We start from the raw sequence: 18,001 nt of genomic DNA, 5'->3' as shown, positions 1-18,001 counted from the left end.
GTGCCCTTTCGGTTCGGTGAGGCGGCGTCTGGAAAAGCAGGGGGGAGAGCGGGCGGTCAGGAGGCCCAGGCGGTGAGGGCGGCCTGGCCGTAGCCGTGCTCGTCGTGCTCGGCGAGCGGGCGGGTGGGGCGGTCCTCGACCCGGACGGAGGCGCGCTTGAGCCAGCGGTCGGTGCCGTCGTAGCGGGCCCGGAAGGGGACGCGGCCGTGGACGACGAGGTCGTTGTCGACGACCAGGACGTCGCCCGGCTCCAGGCTCACCGCGACGGACACCCGGGCCAGCTCCTCGCCCAGGCGCTCGTAGGCGCCGCGCCAGGCCTCGTCCGTCCCCTCCAGCGGGGTGTAGGCGGGGTCGTAGCGCATGGTCAGGCCGTCGGGGGAGTCGAAGAGGGTGGGTACCGGGGCGGGCCGTCCGGGGAACTGCTGGGCCTGCTCGTAGGCGTCGTCGGGCAGGATCGGCGCGACGGGCCGCTTCAGTTGCTCCAGGTCGGCTTGGGCGAGCGCGGTCAGCCGTACGCCGGCCGCGGTGGTGGCGATCCGGTCGTGGTTGCGCATGCAGCAGAGCAGCAGCAGGTGGGCGCGGCCGGGGTGGAAGGCGTCCTCGGTGTGCGGGGTGAGCAGGACGGAGCTGGAGGCGCCGGTCTGCTCGCTCTCGTGCCCGGGCGAGGGCACGATGTTGTGCACGAACCGGCCGTCCTGCTGGCCGTCCCAGGCGATCGGGGTGCCCATCAGGGCGGAGACCAGCAGCAGCGTCACGTCCCACAGCGCGCCGGCGTCGCCGACGGTCGACCAGTGGCCGGGCGTGGGGCCGAGTTCGGTGTCGTCGGGGCGCAGGCCGCGCAGCACGAACAGGCCGTCGGCGGTGTCCACCGGGCGCAGCGCGTGCCGGAGTTCCGCGCTGAGCCGGGTGCGGGTCGCGGGCAGGTCGGCCAGCAGGTCGGGGCTGGTGGCGGAGCCGTGGTGGGCCAGCAACTCGGCGGCGGTGTCGGTCAGTTCCTGGGCGGTGGCGGTGTCGAGGCGGCGTACCGGGGCAGGGCAGGTGGGCACGGCGGGACCTTCCGGGGGCGGGACGGGAGAGGGCGTGCGAGCACGCGGCATCACCGCACCGGTGTGGGACGGGCGGGAGCAGCGCGTGGGGCGTGGGTCCGGGGCGGCTCGAACGGCCGGACGACATGAACGTAACAACGACTTCGAAGTAAGGCAAGCCTTACCCAAATCGGATGTCTACATTTACGTAGTCTCGGCTTCCGGTGGCGGCGCACAGGCCGCGCAGGGTCAATCCTGCTGCTCACGCGGTGTTTTGGGAGTGAGGGGCGCATGGCCGGGATGAGCGTGCGCTCCGCCGGGCGGGTTGCGGGCGGCCTCGAACTTAGGGTAGGTAAGCCTAAGCAAAACGAGCTCAACCCGAAACGAGGAACGAACGTGCGCGTCACCCGACGACAGCTGCTGTGGGCCGGTGCCGGTATCGGGGCGGCCGGTGCGCTGGCCGCCTGCGGCAGCGGCACGGGCGGATCCAAGGACGCCGCACCGGCCGGTACGGCGTCCGCACAGCCCCGCGCCGGGGGAACGCTGAAGGTCGGCGCCCTCGGCAAGGCCTCGGCGATCACCCGTGACCCGCACGGCACCCAGGCCAACGAGAGCGACTACCTGATCATCAGTCTGCTCTACGACACCCTCGCGATACCCGGGGACACCGCCAACACCGTCCCGCGCCTGGCCGCCTCCTGGAAGCCGTCGGAGGACCTGACGACCTGGCGCTTCACGATCGCCGACGGCGCCGTCTTCCACGACGGCACCCCCGTCACCGCCGACGACGTCGTCTGGTCGCTGCGGCGCCTGCGCGACACCCCGGCCGGCAAGAGCCGCCTGCCCGGCATCCAGCCCGAGGGCATCAGGGCCGAGGACCCGAAGACCGTCGTCCTGGTCTCCGACTACCCCAACGCGGACCTGCCGCTGCAGACCCGCCTCACCACCTTCGTCCTCAAGAAGGACACCAAGGACGACGCGATCGCCGGCGCCCCCGGCACCGGCCCGTTCAAGCTCGACTGGTACCGCGACGGCAACGCCCGCCTGGTGCGCAACGACCAGTGGTACGGCGGCAAGGTCCTCCTCGACGCCGTCGAGGTCCGCCTCTTCGAGAGCCCCCAGGCCATGGCGAACGCCCTGCTCGCCGGGCAGATCGACGTCGCCTCCAACGTCGGCGCCGTCGCCGCCCGCACCGCCGAGGCCCGCAAGGACGTCCGGATCCTGCGCCGCCCCAACGACATGGCGATGCCGATCGTCATGCGCACCGCCGACGGCCCCTTCGCCGACCCCCGGGTGCGCGAGGCGCTGAAGCTGGCGGTCGACCGCGACGCGATGGTCAAGCAGGTCCTCTCCGGCTACGGCAGCGTCGCCAACGACATCCTCGGCACCGGCGACCCCGCCCTCGCCAAGGACATCCCCCAGCGCACCCGCGACCTCGCCAAGGCCAAGCAACTCCTCGCGGACGCCGGATTCGACACCTCCCGGACCTACGACCTCATCACCACCGAGGACATCTCCGGCCTGGCCGAGTCCGCGACCCTGTTCGCCACCCAGGTCCGCGAGGCCGGCGTGAAGATCAACGTCGTCAAGCAGGACTCCAAGGTGTTCTGGGACGCCACCTGGCTCAAGGGCACGCTCTACACGACGTACTGGGGCACCAACGACTCGGTCGTCTTCTTCGCCTCCAAGACGATGCTCTCCGACGCCGGCCAGAACGAGTCCGGCTTCAAGGACCCCGCCTTCGACGAGGCCTACCGCACCGCCATGGGCACCGCCGACGCCGCCGCGCGCGGCACGCTGCTGCACCAGCTCCAGGAGATCGAGTTCGCCAGGTCCGGCTACCTGCTGTGGGGCATGGCCGACGGCATCGACCTCGCCGGCGCCGCCGTGCGCGACCTGCCCAAGCTCCCCGGCTACGGCCGCGTCCAGCTCGAGAAGACCTGGCTGTCCCGTTGACCACCCTTCAGCCGCACGGCGTCCCGGCCCGCATCATCCCCGGTGCGGGCCGGGTCGCCCGGCAGGCCGCCCGGCGCCTGGCCATGCTCGTCGTCCTGCTCGCCGGCGTCTTCGCCGCCGTCGAGCTCCTCCCCGGCGACGCCGCCGGCGCGACCTCCGACCGCGGCGTCACCGCCGCCGACCTCGCCGCCCGCCGCACCGCCCTCGGACTCGACCGCCCGGTCGCGGAACGCTTCTGGGACTGGATGACCAGCCTGCCCACCGGCGACCTCGGCACCACCGCGCGCGGCCAGCACGTTACCGACGTCCTCGCCGGCCCCTTCCCCAACACCCTGCTGCTCGGCACCCTGGCCCTCGCCCTGAGTACCATCGGCGCCCTCGCCCTGGGCAGTTGGGCCGCGCTGCGCCCCGGCGGGCGCACCGACCGGGCCGTCGACGCGCTCTCCACCGCCGCGTTCGCCCTGCCGGAGTTCGTCGTCTCCGTCGCCCTCCTGCTCCTGCTCTCCCAGTGGACCGGCTGGCTGCCCGCCGTCACCCTCACCGGCCCCGACGGCGCCCCCGAATCCTGGACCATGCTCGTCCTGCCGCTGCTCTCCCTGGCCGTCCCCCAGATCGGCTGGAACACCCGCATCGTGCGCGGCGCCCTCGCCGACCAGGCCGCACTGCCGCACGTCCAGGCCGCCGTCCTCGACGGCCTGCCGCGCCGGCGCGTCCTCGGCCACCACATGCTCCCCGGCGCGCTGCCCGCCATCGCCGTCGGCATCGCCACCTCGGCCGGCATGCTGCTGGGCGGCACCGTCGTCGTCGAGACCCTCTTCAACTACCCCGGCATCGGCGCCGTCCTGGCCGGAGCCATCACCGACCGCGACACCCCGCTCATCGCCGGCGTCGTGGCCGCGGCCGGCGCCGCCATCAGCCTGCTCCTGCTGCTGGCCGACCTCGTCCGCACCACCGCCCTCGGAGAGGAGCGCCGATGACCGCCGACGCCCCGACAGCAGCGGCCCCCGCGCCCGCCACCCGGCGCAGGGCGCGCGCCCTCGTCCGCGCCGTCCCCGCGCTGCTCCTCGTCCTCCTCGCCCTCGTGGGGCCGTTCCTGGCGCCCCACCCGATCGACACCCCGGTCACCTTCCCGTACGCCGGGGCCGGCGCCGACGCGCCGCTCGGCGGCGACCAGCTCGGCCGCGACGTCCTCAGCCGCCTGCTGACCGGCGGCGCGCCCCTGATCGCCACCGCCCTGGCCATCGCCCTCGTCGTCACCGCCGCCGCCACCGCCCTCGGCATCCTCGCCGCCCTGCGGCCCCGGCTGGGCCGGTGGATCGAACGCCTCGCCGACCTGACGATCCTCCTGCCCTCCGTCCTCGCCATCATGCTCATCGCCCTGGCCTGGCCCGCCGGAGGACGCCTGGCCGTCGCGGCCGCCGCCGTCCTCCTGGGCATCCCGTACGCGGTGCGCATCGTCGCCGCCGCGGCCGCCCCCATCGCCGCCACCGGCTTTATCGAGGCGGCGGCCGCGGGCGGCGAACGGCTGGGGCACCTGATGCTCCGCGAGGTCCTGCCCAACCTGCGCTCCACCCTGCTGGCGCTGTTCGGCCTGCGCTTCGTCGAAGGCGTCTACATCGTCTCCGTCGCCGCGTTCCTCCAGCTCGGCCCCCAACCGCCCGAGGCCGACTGGGCGCTGATGATCCGCGGGAACGCGGCGGGCATCACCCTCAACCCCTGGGCCGTCGGCGCGCCCTGCCTGGCCATCGGCCTGCTCGCCATCAGCGTCAACCTCGCCGCCGAAGCCCTCGCCCCCGCCCGGCCCACCCCGGAGACCCCGCTGTGAGCACCCCCGCTGTGAGCACCCCCGCTGTGAGCGCCCCCGACCCCGCCGCCCGCGCCACCGGCCTGACCGTCATGCTCGGGGACACGCCCCTGCTCACCGACGCCGACCTCGCCCTCGTCCCGGGCCGGGTCCACGCCATCACCGGCCCCTCCGGCGCCGGCAAGACCACCCTGCTGCGCGCCCTCGTCGGCGCCCTCCCGCCCGGCGCCCGCGTCAGCGCCGGCGGCGTCGACGTCCTCGGCCAGGACATCCTCGCCCTGCCGCCCGAGGAACTGCGCCGCCTCCGCCGCCACCGGCTCGCCTTCGTCGGCCAGGACCCGGGCTCCGGCCTCAACCCGCGGATGCGCGTCGAGCGCCTCGTCACCGAGACCGCCGCCGACCGCCGCCGCACCTCCGTACCCGAACTGCTGCGCACCGTCCGGCTGCCCGCCGACGAGCGCCTCGAACACCGCCGCACCGCGGGGCTGTCCGGCGGCCAGCAGCGCCGGGTCGCCCTCGCCCGCGCCCTCGCCCGGCGGCCGGAGATCCTCCTGCTCGACGAACCCACCGCGGGCCTCGACGCCGCCCTGCGCGACGACATCGCCGAGCTGCTGCGCTCCATCGCCGAGCGCGACGGCATCGCCATCGCCTTCACCAGCCACGACCCCGACTTCGTCGCCCGCTGCGCCGACGACGCTCTCGCCCTGTGGCCCGCGCAGGCCCCGTCGTCCGCGCCGTCCCCGCCGCCCGCGCCGGCCCGCCCGGCGGCGGTGGTGGCCGAGAGCGGGCCCCGGCCTGCCGAGGGCGGCGGCCCCGTGCTGAGCGTGCGGGCGCTCGGCGCCCACACGGGCAGCGGCCGCACCCGGCGCACCGTCCTCGCGGACGTCGACCTCGACCTGACCCCGGGCACCCTCACCGGAATCGTCGGCCCGTCAGGCTGCGGAAAGACCACCCTGGTCCGCACCCTAGCCGGACTCCACACGCCCGACACCGGCACCCTCACGCTCCACGACCAGCCGCTGGCCGCCTCCTACCGGCGCCGCACCCGCGACCAGCGCCGCCGCATCCAGCTCGTCCCGCAGAACCCCCTCGGCGCCCTCAACCCCGCCCGCACCGTCGGCGCCACCCTCACCCGGCCGCTGAAGCTGCACTTCGCCCTGCCCGCCGCCCGGTGCGAGGAGCGCGTCGCCGAACTGCTCGACGCCGTCGGCCTGCCCGCGCACTACGCGGCCCGCCACCCCCACGAGCTCTCCGGCGGGCAGCGCCAGCGCGTCTCCCTGGCCCGCGCCCTGGCCGCCGAACCCGACGTGCTGCTCTGCGACGAGGTCACCTCCGCCCTCGACACCGACACCGCCGCCGCGCTCATGGACCTCCTCGACGGCCTGCGCACCGGCCGGGGCCTGGCGGTCGTCCTGGTCAGCCACGACCTTCCCCTGGTCACCGGCCGCGCCGACCACGTCCTGCCGCTCGGGGGGCCGTTGTCCGCACCGTCCGTGAGCAAGCAGCCCGCGGGCAGCGTGCGCTGACCCGGCGCCGCACCGGCTACGGGAGCCCCGCCGGTCGCGGCGCCGTGCTCACCGGCCGGGCGCGGCCCTGTCCGGGCGCGCGGCCGCACCGGCGGCGGCGTCCTGCTCGACGACCCACCTCCGGCGCTGTCCGCCGGTCAGCACCCAGCGGGGGCCCGGCCGCGCGGGCGTACGGCGTCCCGCGCCGCGGCCGGCCGCCGCGCACACCCGCCGCAGCAGGGAGTTGAGCTCGGCGCGCTGGCCCTTCGTCAACGGGGCGAGCAGGTCCTCCTGGACGGCGGAGGCATCCTCGTGCAGCACGTCCAGCGCCGCCTGCCCGGCCGGGGTGATCGTCAGCACTTCCTGCCGTCCGCCGATGTGGACGACCATGGAGTGGACCAGGCCCGCCGACAGCAGGTCGTCCAGCGCCTGGTCGGCGTCGGTCCCGGTCGCGGCGGCGCGCTCGACGAGGTCGTGGCGCCCGTGCGGCCCCAGCTGGGCGAGCGCGGAGAGCAGCGTCTGGTGGGCGCGCCCCATCCCGCGCGAGTCGAGGCGTTCGGCCAGCAGGCGGTCGGCCGCCCGGCCGGCTGTCGACAGGAGGTAGACGGTCTGTTCGAAGGGGCTCGTCGACCCCGTCCTCCCGTCGTACACAGCAGGTCCAATCGTCCGGGAAGGCCGCCGTGTTCTCGGGCCGGGGGCCACAGGGGTGGCATCCGCACGGGAGCGCCGGGCCCCGGGACCGGGTGGACACGGTCCCCGACGGACGGCTGACCGTCGACGGACGACGGCGGCACGGCCCGCGCGCGCAAGCCGAGGCTCACCATACCCGGGCCCGAACAGTTGGTCTACATCGATGTCGTCAAACGGTGCCGTGCGCCAGCAGGGCCCGGGCCGCGTACTCGACGTACTCGTGCAGCCCGTAGGCCAGGCCCACGCCGAGCAGGGTCGCGCCCGCGACGGCCGCGAGCAGGGCGACGGCGGCCCGCGCCCGGTGGCCGGTCGGCCGGGCGGGCGCGGGGCCCAGGAGCGCCTGGACGCGCTGGGGCACCGGACCGGAGCTCACCGACAGCAGCTGGCCCGTGGCGTGGCGGACGGACGGCGACCCGGCCAGGGCCGCCCGGGCGATGGCCGTCGCGGCGGTACGCCGGTCGGCGACCGCGCGGGCGGCCTGCTCGTCGGCCCACCGCTCCAGGTGGAAGTCGAGGTCGGCCCGCAGCCGGCCCAGCGCCGGGTGGACGGCGGCGGCGAGGTCCGCGGCGGCGGAGAGCAGATGATGGCGGCCCCTCAGGTGGGCGCGCTCGTGGGCGAGCAGCACCGCCCGCTCCGTCGGCCCCAGCGCGCGGAGCATGCCGGCCGAGACGACGACCCGGCCGGGACGCCCCCGGTGGGCGGGCAGGGCGAAGGCCTCCGCCTCCTCGCCCGCCACCACGAGCAGGTCGCCGTCGCTGGTCGCGCCGCCGGTCAGCTCCCAGGCGCGGGCCAGCAGCGCGCGCTGCCTCCGCCACCGCCGCCCCAGCCGTACGGCCTGGACGGCCAGCAGCACCCCGGCGGCGCCGGACACCGGCACCACGGCGGGCCACCGGGCGAGGACGCGGGACAGCGGCAGGTGCTCCAGACCCGCCAGGAACGGGACGTGGAACAGGCCGACGAGGGCCGCGGCGGTGCCGCCCGCCAGCAGGACGGCCGCGCCGGCGAGGGTGAACGAGGCCTCGCGCGGCGGCAGCAGGACGGCCAGGCGGCGGGCCGCCGGCACCGCGGCCCAGGGGACCAGCAGCGCCAGGGCGACGAGCACCAGGACCAGGCTCATGCGCGGTCCTCGGGTTCGGCGGCTGCTCCAGCAGCGGCCTCGGCCTCGGGGCGGGTGTCGAGGAGCAGACGGCGCAGGACGTCCTCGTCGTCCTCGGACAGCGAGGAGACGAACCGCTTCAGCACCAGGTCGCGCTGGGGCTCCTTCTCCAGCTCCCGGCGCATCCGCCCGGCCGCCAGTCCGGCAGCGTCCTCCACGGGGGCGTAGGCGAAGGACCGCCCGGGGCGGGAGCGGACCAGGGTGCCCTTCTCGTGCAGGCGGGTGAGGATCGTCGCCACGGTGGTGCGGGCCAGCCCCTGGTTCAGGGTCTCCTTGACCTGCTGGGCGGTCAGCGGCTCCCCGGCCGCCCAGAGCACCGCCAGCACGTCCGCGACCAGCTCCCCGTGCGGACGTCTGGCGTCCCGACCGCCACCCAGCATCTCCACTCCCGTTCTCGCAGCTCTCCGGCAGGCACACCGGAGCGGGCCGCGCGCGTCGGGATGTGAGGTCCGTACCGCCGCTGTCCGCGCGAGGGCGAAGCGCCCATGATATTAGGTGTGCCTAAGCTAACTTTACGGGCCGCTGACACCGCGCTGCCCGGGGGACCGTCGAACGCGGTCCCCCGGGCAGCGCGGTGTCCACGGAGTGCCGTCAGGCCGAGCCGTTCGGGCTGACCCAGTTGTACTGGCGCTGGTCTTCGGATGTCTTCTCCCCCTGTGGTCGCAGCCCGTCGGCGAAGATGACCTCGGGGGTCCGGTTGGACCCCCGCCAGAGGACGTCCTGGTCCGAACGACAGGTCAGTTTCGGTCGGATTTCTTTCACCGGTGCGTCGGGATCGGCTGTGGTGTTCTTCCACTGGATGTACCAGTCGTCGGCGAGCGGGGCGGACCGAATGGTGTGAAGATGCCGGGCGCGCCGATCCCGGCCGCCCGGCGCACCCTCCTTTCCGGGCACCCCGTTCGGGCCACCCGGCGCACCGGGAGCCGGTCCCGACGGCGCGGCGGTGTCCGTCGCCGGATGCGCGACCCGGTTCGGGGCTCCTCCGGAGCGTGGTGCGAGCGGGGGCCGGGTACTACGGTCTCACCGGGTTGTCGCTGTGATGGAGGGCATCGCACATGCGCCTGCTGTTTTGGTCAACGGCCTCGGCCTGTACGGGTGTTGCGGTCGCGCTCGCGCTGTGGGCGGTGCTCGGGGACGCCGCCGGGGCCGAGCGGGCGAGCGCCGTCGTCGGGGCGGTCGTCGGACTCGCCGGGCTCGTCGCCTCGGTGTACGCGCTGCGGCGCGGCGGGCAGGACGACGGCGGCGCCGTCCGGGCCGGCGGACGCGGTGCCGTCGCCGCCGGGGGGAGCGTGACGGGCAACGCGATCGGCGCCGACAGCAGGGTCACGGGGACGCCGCCGGCCCCGCGCGGGGTGTCCGGGCCGGGGCGGGCCGTGTCGGCCGAGGGCGAGGGAGCGGTGGCCGCGGGGGGCGATGTCGCCGGGAACGCGCTGGGCGAGGGCGGCGAGGTGGCCGGCTGATGCCGGGGTCGCGCTTCCGGCGGCGCAGGCCGCAGGACCCGGGAGAGCCCGAGCGGCCGGCCGAGCACGTGGAGGTGCGGGGCGGCGGGGTCGGTGCCGGGGCCGACGTCGCCGGCAACGCCATCGGCCCGCGCAGCTCGGTGACGAACAACTTCAACTACTACGGGCCGGCGGAGTCCGACGCCCACCCCGGCGCTCCGGCGTCGTCGGGCACCGCGCCGCCGGCCGACACCGCCCCTGACGAGCGCCGCTACCAGGTGTTCGTGAGCTCGACCAGCCTGGACCTGAAGCAGCACCGCGAGGCCGTCATCGACGAGCTGGTCAAGGAGGGGTACATCCCCTCCGGCATGGAACTGTTCGACGCGCGGGCGGAGGGCGCCTGGGAGGTCGTCGAGCGGGTGATCAACGACTGCGACTACCTCGTCCTCATCCTCGGAGCGCGGTACGGGGACGTCGGCGCGGGGACCGTCAGCTTCACGGAACGGGAGTACGACCACGCCCGCTCGCTGGACAAGCCCATCCTGGTGTTCGTCCACGCCGACCCCGTCGAACTGCACACGGACAGCTGGCAGCCGACGCCGGAGGACGCGCAGCGGCTGGCCGTCTTCCGCGAGAAGGTGCGGCGCGAGCGGCTCTGGAGGTCCTGGCGCACCGTCGCCGACCTGCGCAACGACGTCACCAGGGCGCTGCGGCTGGCCGTCCGGCACACTCCCCAGCCCGGCTGGGTCAAGGGCAATTCGATCGCGCACACCTTCTCCGCCGAATGGCAGAACCTGGTGGCCCCGGGGACGCAGATCGGCGTGGCCCGGATCAGCGTGGACGGGCAGGCCGGCAACGCCCTGAGCGAGAACCTCGGGAAGGCCTCGTCGATCGGGATCATGTCCACCAGCGGAAAGCGGCTGATCGAGATCCAGACGCCCTACCTGACGAAGGCGCTCGCGGCCGGCTCCCGGATCCGCGTCCTGGTGCCGACGCCCGACGGGCAGTTCCTCGCCGACGTCGACGAGTCCGAGTCGCTGTGGGACCAGCGCTCGCCGATCGCGGCCGAGGTGCGCGAGGTGGAGGCCCGGCTGCGGTCGATCGTGCGCGAGGCCGGGGCGCGCAGCACGGCCGCCGGATCGATCGAGATCGGGTTCTTCACCACGCACCTGCGGTCCACGATGATTCTCTGCGACCGGACCTGGGGATGGGTCACGCTGACCCTGCCGCCGGCGCGGGCCCCGGAGACCCCGTCCCTGGAACTGCGCGGGACCCGGGACTTCGGTCTGATCGACGCCTGCTGGAAGCACTTCGACCGGACCTGGGCCATCGTCGAGGAGCGCGGCGAAGTGAGGACGATATCGTGAGGCGGTCTGCGATGGACTTACGTGACACGTCGGCCCTGTCCCCTGCTACAGCGGGGCGGTGGCGCGAGCGGCTCTCCACGGCCCAGGCCTTCATGCGGGCACGGCGCCACCTGCCGGGCGTGCTGATCGAGGTGGCCGCCCAGCACCCGCTGGCCGACCGGGCCGTGCCGGGCGAGGAGTTCGAGGCCCGGCTGCGGCGCGGCCACGAGCTCTACCGGGGCTACCTGGAGGCCGGCCGGCCGGTGGAGGTCTACGTGCCCGGCAGTCGCCACCGGCACCTCGGGGTGGAGGACGAGAACAGCCTCAGCCGGGCCGGCGGGGAGTTCCTGGAGAAGCTCGGCGTGCCGGCCCCGGTCGTGCGCGGCGACGACCTCAACGAGCGGTACAAGGGCGAGGCCGGCGTCTACGGCTCCGCCGACGAGTGCTTCGTCGCCGCCTCGTACTTCAGGGACGGCGGGTTCGGCACGCTCGTCTCGGTCTGCTCGCCGGCCCAGATGATGCGCAAGACCCTGCACTACCTGCAGTTCGGGGTCTACCCGCTGACCCACACGGCGCCGACAGCGGAGGGCTTCCACGACTTCCTCTACGAACTCCTGGTCGCGGTGCCCGAGGTCATGGGCACCGACGACACGCTCCAGGACCCCGGCTCGGACGGCGCCGAGCGCCTGCGCTCCGACCGCCGCCCCTCGACGGGCTGACACCCGCCGGAGGCGGAACGGCGGAGCGGGCGGCTGGAGCTGCGGGCTCCGGCCGCCTGTCCGGTGGTGGGGTCAGTCGGGGCCGGTGGTGAGGAGGAGGTCGCTGACGCGGTCGGGGCCGGAGGTGACGGTGACCCGGTAGAGGCCCGGGCGGGGGAGGGTGACGGCGGCGACCAGGGTCGCGTCGCTGAGGAGCAGCCGGGGCGTGGCGACGGTCGCCCCGGTGGCCTCGTCGGTGATGCGGCAGGCGGCGTCGTCCGGTGACGCACCGTGCACCATGAGCGGCCAGGGCTGGCCCGGGACGGTCCTTTCGGGGAGGGACAGGCCGAGGCCCGGGCGCTGGAGGGCGTGGCTGACCGGGCGGGGCCGGACGCTGGCCGGCCGCCGGTCGGTGAGCACGGACCGGACGAGTTCCAGGACGTGCGGATCGGAGCAGAGGGTGCCGTGCCGGCCGGACACGAACAGCACGGCGTTCGAGGCGGAGGGCGCGGCGGCGTCGCGCGGGACGAGGCCGTCCCCGCCGCGGTCCCAGCGGACGGCCTCGCCGGACTCGCTCCGGTACGGGCGGCCGTCGTCGTGGGCGCGCGGTGCCGTCAGCACCGGTTCGAGGCCGTCCCCAGCCAACCGCAGGCCCTGCACGGTCGGTTGGCCGATGCCGACCACGGCGCGGGTGCGGGGGAGGAAGGCCGCGCGGGACTCCGCCGCCCGCGCCGCCATGGCGGCGGCGGCGAGCTCCGGATCGCCGCCGAGGCGGCGGACGTCGTCGAGGTCCAGCCGGCGCAGCGCGTCGTCGGTCTCGACGCAGCGGAAGGTCGGCAGCAGGTCGTACACCCCCGGCAGGGTGGCGGCCAGCCCGGACAGCGGGCGCGGGAGGAACCGGCGGCGGCCGACCAGCATCTCGGCGACCGCGGGGGTGCCGTGGAAGGGCGTGGCGATGGTGACCAGGTCGCGGGTGAGCGCCGCCAGCCGGGAGTCGGCCGCCAGCGCCGCCCGGGCGACGAGTCCGCCGGTGGAGTGGGCGACGAAGACCAGCCGGGGCTCCTCGTCGGGCACCCCCGCCCGACGGCGGTGCGGGCTCGCGCGCCAGGCCGCCAGGTGGCGGTGGGCGGCCTCGGCCAGCAGACGCGCGTTCACCTCGGCGGAGAGCCGCCAGTCGTAGGGGAACGGCAGGACGGCGTCCTCGTGGAGGACGGTGGCGTGCAGGGCGTCCAGCAGGGGCTGGTAGGTCTCCAGGCCGCCGAGCGCCGAGAGCCAGGCCGGGGCGCGCAGCAGGCCGTCGGGGCGCAGGCGGTCGGTCCGGCCCGCCCGCTCGTCGGGGGTGACGCGCAGCGAGGAGTCGTCGGTGAGGCTCAGCCGGAGGAGGGTGGTGGGTCTGAGGTCGCCCCAGACGTGCCGGCCGGTCTCGGTGTCGAGGAGCGAACTGCCCATGTGGCCGGGGAGGAGGACGACGGCGTCGTGGGTGGTGTCGCGGGCGGGGGCGGAGGGCGAGGCGAAGTCCACCTCGTGCCGGAGGTTCTCCACCACGGCGTTGTTCAGGGCCTCGGCGTGCTTGCCTCCTGCGCCGAGGTAGGTGTTGACGGCATCGCCGAAGTCAACGCTGGTGAAGGCGGGTTCGGCGTCGTCGGTGTCGGTCGCGGGGAGCGGGACGTCGACGCCGGTGGTCCGGATGAAGTCCTGGAGCTCCTCCGCGGTGAGGGCCTCACGCAGGGCGGCGTCGGCTCCGTCGGAGAGGTCGACGCCGGACTGCTGGGCGGTGTAGGCGACCAACGCCGGTACCTCGTGACCGAGTTCGGTCGCGATGAGCCGGATGAGCTCAGGATTCTGAGCGACATCGTGCAGATCCAGGTCGTTGACGAGCGCGAGTGCGAGGGTGCTGAGCCGCTGGGCGTCAGGCGAGTCGAGGGAGCCGCCGTCCCGGTACAGGCGCAGGAGGTTCGTCATGATCCCTAGAGTGATCACCACGTCCTGAACGACGTCTGCCGAGTGCAGGGCCTGGTTGAGCAGCTCGTGGGCTGAGCCGAAGTCCCCACGGTTCATGGCGCTTCGGGCGCGCAGCATGAGCGTGCCCACCACAGTGGTCGGAGTGGGCTCGGCGGCGAGAATGTCGTCGGCCAAGGTGTCCACCTCGTCCCAACGGTGCAGGGCGGCCAGGACCCTGATGCGCACGGTGGAGAGTCGGAGGTGAGGGCGTTCCCCGAGGAGTGCCATCGCGTCCTCCGGGCGGTCGTCCAGGAGGAACTGGTCCCCGGCGCGCTTTGCCTGCCGGAGCCAGGTCAGGTCGTCGGCCTGCGCCCGGAGTTCCGCGGGGGCGATGTTCCCCATCCGCTCGGCGAGGTAGACCTGCGAACAGGGCGGCAGCTCCTCGTTGGCCGGCTCCAGTAGCCGGCCCGCCTCCTCCTCCCACCGGGCGTCCAGGGTGGCGGTCGGTTCGCCGAGGGCGAGCCGGTGGTACAGCTCCTCGACCCGGTCGCCGACGTCCTCGTAGTGGGCGGCCGCCCGGCCGTGGATCAGCTCCACGACCTCGGCGTGGTCGCGGCGGAGCAGTGGCAGCATGACGGCGCGCACGTCGGCCCGGTGGAGGACCGCGTCCTGCCCCGGTACCTCCTCGACGAGGGAGACCTCGTCCCGGAAGCGGTGGAACAGGCCCCACGCGCGATCCTCGTCCACGGCGCCGAGCCCGCACGGTTCGGCCAGGACGTGGCGGATGACCTCCGGCGTGACCTTCCGGACGATCAGGCCGGGGCTGGCGATGCGGCGCAGGTCCGGGTCCTCCAGGTGGTCGAGGATGCGCCGGTACAGCACGCCCTGGACGGTCTCGGCCTCCAGTTTCCGCCGGAGCTGGTCGTGCAGCGCCGGGTCCCGCAGGGCGTCGGCCTCGCGGCGGAGCAGGGCGGCGGCCAGCTTCAGGTTGAGCGGGCTCCGGCCGACGGTGTCGGTGACCAGGTCGAGTTCCTCGTCGGTGCGCCCGGCGAGTTCGGCGACCTGGCGGCGCAGGTAGTGGCGGGCCGTCGGCGGGTCGAAGCCTTCCAGCGGGAGGGAGCGGAAGCGGGGGTCGTCGACGGGCGCGCGGCCGGCGGCGATGACGCGCAGGTTCGGGCAGCTCCACCGCAGGTCGTCCAGGGCCTGTAGCAGGCGGCGCTGGGCGTACTGGCCGCGCCGCTGCACCCGCTCGAAGGTGTCGAGGGCGAGCAGCGGCGCCCGGCCGCCGTGGTCGGTCCCGAAGGCCGCCAGGAAGGTGCCGACCCGGTGGAGCAGTACGTCGGTGTCGTGGCGGCGTGAGGTCCGGCGCCCGGAGGAGGAGCTGCGGTCCCGCTCCGACCGGAGGTCGGCGGCGATGGTGCGGCGGAGGGAGTGCTCCAGGGCGTCGGCCGGCTCGCGCATGGCCGGTGCCAGCAGGGCGACCTGGCGGACGGCCTCGACCAGGACGGTGAGCGGGCGTTCCGGGGCCAGCTCGGGTCGCTCGAAGGTCAGGTAGACGTGGGCGGCCGGGTCCGCTCCGGCGCGGTCCAGGAGGAAGCGCGACAGCAGCGTGGACTTGCCGACGCCGCCCGGCCCGTGCACCAGGAGCCAGGGGGAGTAGCCGTTCTTGGCGTCGACGTAGTCGGTCAGCGTGCCGAGTTCGTCCTCCCGTCCGGTGAAGCTCTCGTCGGCGAGGGCCTGGAGCGGTTGGAGCAGCCGGGCCCGCTTGAGGTGGTGCTGCACCTCGTCGGCGGAGGGCAGGTCGAGTCCGTGGTCGGCGAGGGCGGCCCGGGCGCGGGGGGCGTCGCGGAACCAGCCGACCACGGTGAGGGCCGCGTACAGCTCGTCGAAGTGCTGTTCCTCCAGCGGCGGGTTCCGCGCGGCGAGGAACCGTTCGGCCCAGTCGCGTGCGGCGTCGCCCTCCGTACGCGGGGCGGCGGTGAGGGTGGCCAGCAGGCGTTCCGGACGGCCCAGGGTCTCGATGGTGTGGCTGCGGACCTCGGGGGCGAGCCGCCAGCGGCGGCCGTCCCGGGTGGTGACCCGTTCGCAGTCCTGGGTGAGGAAGTCCCGCAGGAGCGCGCCGGGTTCGGCCGCGTCCGCGCCCGGGGTGGTGGCCGCCAGGCTCTCGGCGGTGAACGCGCCCAGCAGGACGGTCCGTTCACGGTAGACGGCGTCGGGCATCGGGGCGAGGGTCTCGGTCACCGTCGTCAACATCCCTGGTAGAGGCTTCGGCCGAGGCCGGCGGCCGTGTGCTGGATCGCGGTGGTCAGGGGGAGCGGGCCGTCGGGGAGGCAGCCGTCGTGGCCGGTCTCGCTCAGCACCTTGGCGGCGAGGCCGCGGGCGGTGTCGGCGTCGATCGGGCGGCCGGCTTCCGCCGCGACCGTCCGGAAGAAGTCGTGGAGGTCCTCGATGCCGATCGGGCCCAGCTGTTCCCGGGCGGTGTACCCCTCGACGTCCGGCGGCAGCCAGCCGTCGTAGGCGAGCAGCACGATCCGCAGCCGGTCCGCCATCTCCTCCTCGACCACCGCCTGCACCAGCCGGACGACCGCGCGCAGGGCGGGTTCGGTGAAGCGGACGGACTCCGAGTCGTCGAAGACGAGCCAGTGCCGGGGCTGCGCCGGGACGGACCGCCGCTCCTCCCGCATCCGGCCCCTGAGCTGGCTGACCAGCCGGTCGGCCTGCTGGTCCTCGGAGGAGTGGTGGTCGATCCGCACGCTCCACTCCCGGAACTCGTCGTTGAGGAATCCGGTGAGTTCGGCCACCCGGACCGGCTCGGTGTACTCGCTCAGCCGGATCCGGCAGGGGTGGATCCCCTGGCTCGCGAGCACGTGGTGGATGAGGAACCAGGTGAAGGTCCGGCCGGTCCGCGGACCGCCTTCGACGGTGAGCACGCGGTGGCCGCGGTCGAGGACCATCTCCCGCAGCCGGGAGCGGAGGGACGTCCGGTCGAAGAAGGCGCGCTGCCGGTCGTTGATCAGCCCGTGGCCGAACGGGTCGGTGGTCTGTTCGGCGGGTTGCGAGGTGCGCTGCTCGGCGAGCAGGTACGCGAACACCGGTGAGGCGGCCCGGGAGTTCGGGTCCTCGGCGACGACCTCGACGAGCCTGCGCAGCCGTCCGGTCGCCGCGGCCTTCTCGACGATGTCCGGCCAGACGTCGAGCATCGCCCCCTGCCAGGCGATCTCGGCCTCGGCGATGCCGGCGCGGGCGACGACCTGCCGGGCCGGCTGCGGGAGGCCGTACGTGTACATGAGGGCCCTGAGCAGTTCCGCGGCTCTGGGGTCCTCGTTCGGGAACGCGCGCAGGTCCAGCAGTGCCACCGGCTCACCTCACCCCGGCGGCGGCCAGGCCCTCGGCCACCCGCTCGATCCGGAGGCCCTCGTTGCGGAACTCCGAGGCGCTGAGCCGCTGCCCGATGCGGACGTGGCCCCGGTGCAGGGCGACCAGCCGCCAGCGCTCGTCGAAGACGGGGGCGCCGGAGGAGCCGTACTCGGTGTCCGTCCAGTACTGCACGACCTGCTCGTCCACGTGCCGGACGACGTTGTGCCGGGCGGCGAGCTTCTTCACCAGGCCGTGCGGGTGCTGGATGATGCAGACCCGGTCGCCCTCGGCGACGGTGGCCCGGTCGGGGATCGGCACCACCAGGGCGTCCTCGGGCAGGGGCTCGGCGGCGCGGACCACGGCCCAGTCGCCCTCGGGCCGGCCGACGGCGGTGGCGGGGGCGCAGCGGACGGTGCGGTACCTGAGCTCCCGCCCGTCGAGGTCCTGCTCGTAGCCGAACCAGGCCTCGACCGCCTCGGCGGGCCGGCCGTCGGAGTACAGGACGTGGTGGTTGGTCAGCAGGAGGTCGGGCCCGATCCGGAAGGCGGTGCCGTAGCAGGACTGGCCGTCGGCGTGGGTGACCAGCAGGCGGCAGACGGCGGTGGCGAGTTCGGCGCCGCGGCGCAGGAACGCGACGTCCTGGAACCCGGAGGCGCGGAAGATCTGGCGTTCCTGCTCGTCCGGGTCCCGGAAGGCGGCCCAGTTGCCCGCCGGGAGCTCCGGTTCGGGGGCGGGGAGTACGGGCCGGGCGGCGAGCAGTTCGCGGACGCGGGCGGCGAGCGCCTGGTCGGGGCCCGCGGCGATCCGGTCGAGCAGCGGGCGGAGCTTCTCCTGTTTCCGGGCGACGGTGATGAGGTCGAACCAGACGAGGGACATCGGCTGGTCCCAGTTGACCTCGGCCGGGGCGATGCCCGCCTGCTGGGTCAGCTCCAGCACCGGGTTGACCCGGAAGTGGACGGAGGCGAGCAGGTCGCGGAGTTCGACGGCACCGGGGTCGGTCCACCGGAAGGGGTAGCTGTCCAGGAAGTGGGTCGTTCGCGGTGCGGGGTTCGTCGTCGCCATGCCCTGTGTGCTCGCTCGTCGG

General features: G+C 74.7%; 15 protein-coding genes. 7 read left to right on the top strand and 8 right to left on the bottom strand.

Annotated features, from left to right (window positions below; translation table 11 throughout):
• Positions 1-56: 56 nt before the first annotated feature.
• On the bottom strand, positions 57-1,046 hold the full coding sequence (locus ACWDD9_RS07270) for a TauD/TfdA family dioxygenase (protein ID WP_449811050.1): 990 nt from the start codon (positions 1,044-1,046) through the stop codon (positions 57-59).
• A gap of 375 nt (positions 1,047-1,421) precedes the next feature.
• Between ACWDD9_RS07270 and ACWDD9_RS07265 the strand changes: the two genes are divergently transcribed.
• The 4 genes from ACWDD9_RS07265 to ACWDD9_RS07250 are packed head-to-tail and all read left to right on the top strand — an operon-like array spanning position 1,422 to position 6,311.
• Positions 1,422-2,981 (top strand): ABC transporter substrate-binding protein, encoded by a 1,560-nt coding sequence (locus tag ACWDD9_RS07265; RefSeq protein ID WP_380744599.1) that lies wholly within the window; start codon positions 1,422-1,424, stop codon positions 2,979-2,981.
• Complete coding sequence (locus ACWDD9_RS07260; protein WP_449811049.1) at positions 2,978-3,958, top strand: ABC transporter permease; 981 nt, start codon at positions 2,978-2,980, stop codon at positions 3,956-3,958. The genes ACWDD9_RS07265 and ACWDD9_RS07260 overlap by 4 nt, the downstream gene beginning before the upstream one ends.
• Positions 3,955-4,806, top strand: a complete 852-nt coding sequence (locus ACWDD9_RS07255) for an ABC transporter permease subunit (protein WP_449811048.1) — start codon at positions 3,955-3,957, stop codon at positions 4,804-4,806. Before ACWDD9_RS07260 ends, ACWDD9_RS07255 begins: the two co-directional genes overlap by 4 nt.
• Positions 4,803-6,311, top strand: coding sequence for an ABC transporter ATP-binding protein (locus tag ACWDD9_RS07250; protein WP_449811047.1), 1,509 nt, complete (start codon positions 4,803-4,805; stop codon positions 6,309-6,311). Before ACWDD9_RS07255 ends, ACWDD9_RS07250 begins: the two co-directional genes overlap by 4 nt.
• Positions 6,312-6,359: 48 nt before the next feature.
• Here the strand turns inward: ACWDD9_RS07250 and ACWDD9_RS07245 are convergent, their stop codons facing one another.
• The 4 genes from ACWDD9_RS07245 to ACWDD9_RS07230 form a co-directional block, all read right to left on the bottom strand.
• Complete coding sequence (locus ACWDD9_RS07245) at positions 6,360-6,941, bottom strand: MarR family winged helix-turn-helix transcriptional regulator (RefSeq protein WP_449811046.1); 582 nt, start codon at positions 6,939-6,941, stop codon at positions 6,360-6,362.
• 208 nt (positions 6,942-7,149) lie between these two features.
• Complete coding sequence (locus tag ACWDD9_RS07240) at positions 7,150-8,097, bottom strand: M48 family metalloprotease (RefSeq protein ID WP_449811045.1); 948 nt, start codon at positions 8,095-8,097, stop codon at positions 7,150-7,152.
• Positions 8,094-8,516: a BlaI/MecI/CopY family transcriptional regulator gene (locus ACWDD9_RS07235; protein ID WP_449811044.1), complete on the bottom strand. Its 423-nt coding sequence runs from the start codon at positions 8,514-8,516 to the stop codon at positions 8,094-8,096. Before ACWDD9_RS07235 ends, ACWDD9_RS07240 begins: the two co-directional genes overlap by 4 nt.
• Positions 8,517-8,727: 211 nt before the next feature.
• Positions 8,728-9,030: a hypothetical protein gene (locus ACWDD9_RS07230; protein ID WP_449811043.1), complete on the bottom strand. Its 303-nt coding sequence runs from the start codon at positions 9,028-9,030 to the stop codon at positions 8,728-8,730.
• A gap of 161 nt (positions 9,031-9,191) precedes the next feature.
• Between ACWDD9_RS07230 and ACWDD9_RS07225 the strand changes: the two genes are divergently transcribed.
• The 3 genes from ACWDD9_RS07225 to ACWDD9_RS07215 are packed head-to-tail and all read left to right on the top strand — an operon-like array spanning position 9,192 to position 11,640.
• Complete coding sequence (locus ACWDD9_RS07225; protein WP_375873030.1) at positions 9,192-9,596, top strand: hypothetical protein; 405 nt, start codon at positions 9,192-9,194, stop codon at positions 9,594-9,596.
• Positions 9,596-10,942: a DUF4062 domain-containing protein gene (locus ACWDD9_RS07220; RefSeq protein ID WP_449811042.1), complete on the top strand. Its 1,347-nt coding sequence runs from the start codon at positions 9,596-9,598 to the stop codon at positions 10,940-10,942. The genes ACWDD9_RS07225 and ACWDD9_RS07220 overlap by 1 nt, the downstream gene beginning before the upstream one ends.
• An 11-nt stretch (positions 10,943-10,953) precedes the next feature.
• Positions 10,954-11,640, top strand: a complete 687-nt coding sequence (locus tag ACWDD9_RS07215; RefSeq protein WP_449811041.1) for a hypothetical protein — start codon at positions 10,954-10,956, stop codon at positions 11,638-11,640.
• Positions 11,641-11,712: 72 nt separating this feature from the next.
• Here ACWDD9_RS07215 and ACWDD9_RS07210 read toward each other — a convergent pair whose 3' ends face one another.
• Genes ACWDD9_RS07210 through ACWDD9_RS07200 form a run of 3 tightly spaced genes read right to left on the bottom strand, consistent with a single transcriptional unit; the run spans position 11,713 to position 17,979 of the window.
• Positions 11,713-15,801: an AAA family ATPase gene (locus ACWDD9_RS07210; RefSeq protein ID WP_449811040.1), complete on the bottom strand. Its 4,089-nt coding sequence runs from the start codon at positions 15,799-15,801 to the stop codon at positions 11,713-11,715.
• Between the two features lie 5 nt (positions 15,802-15,806).
• The gene (locus tag ACWDD9_RS07205) at positions 15,807-16,916 is read right to left on the bottom strand and encodes an effector-associated domain EAD1-containing protein (RefSeq protein ID WP_380778888.1); all 1,110 of its coding nucleotides are present in this window, start codon (positions 16,914-16,916) and stop codon (positions 15,807-15,809) included.
• 4 nt (positions 16,917-16,920) lie between these two features.
• Positions 16,921-17,979, bottom strand: coding sequence for a trypsin-like peptidase domain-containing protein (locus ACWDD9_RS07200; RefSeq protein WP_449811039.1), 1,059 nt, complete (start codon positions 17,977-17,979; stop codon positions 16,921-16,923).
• Between the last annotated feature and the right edge of the window lie 22 nt (positions 17,980-18,001).

The organism is Kitasatospora sp. NPDC001119, from assembly GCF_053598475.1.
Note: the sequence above shows the minus strand (reverse complement) of the source record. Positions and strands in the feature narration are given on the sequence as shown.

Coding starts and splice junctions, on each gene's coding strand:
- ACWDD9_RS07255 (WP_449811048.1), top strand. CDS start 3,955: ATGACCGCCGACGCCCCGACAGCAGCGGCCCCCGCGCCCGCCACCCGG.
- ACWDD9_RS07240 (WP_449811045.1), bottom strand. CDS start 8,097: ATGAGCCTGGTCCTGGTGCTCGTCGCCCTGGCGCTGCTGGTCCCCTGG.
- ACWDD9_RS07235 (WP_449811044.1), bottom strand. CDS start 8,516: ATGCTGGGTGGCGGTCGGGACGCCAGACGTCCGCACGGGGAGCTGGTC.
- ACWDD9_RS07225 (WP_375873030.1), top strand. CDS start 9,192: ATGCGCCTGCTGTTTTGGTCAACGGCCTCGGCCTGTACGGGTGTTGCG.
- ACWDD9_RS07220 (WP_449811042.1), top strand. CDS start 9,596: ATGCCGGGGTCGCGCTTCCGGCGGCGCAGGCCGCAGGACCCGGGAGAG.
- ACWDD9_RS07215 (WP_449811041.1), top strand. CDS start 10,954: ATGGACTTACGTGACACGTCGGCCCTGTCCCCTGCTACAGCGGGGCGG.
- ACWDD9_RS07200 (WP_449811039.1), bottom strand. CDS start 17,979: ATGGCGACGACGAACCCCGCACCGCGAACGACCCACTTCCTGGACAGC.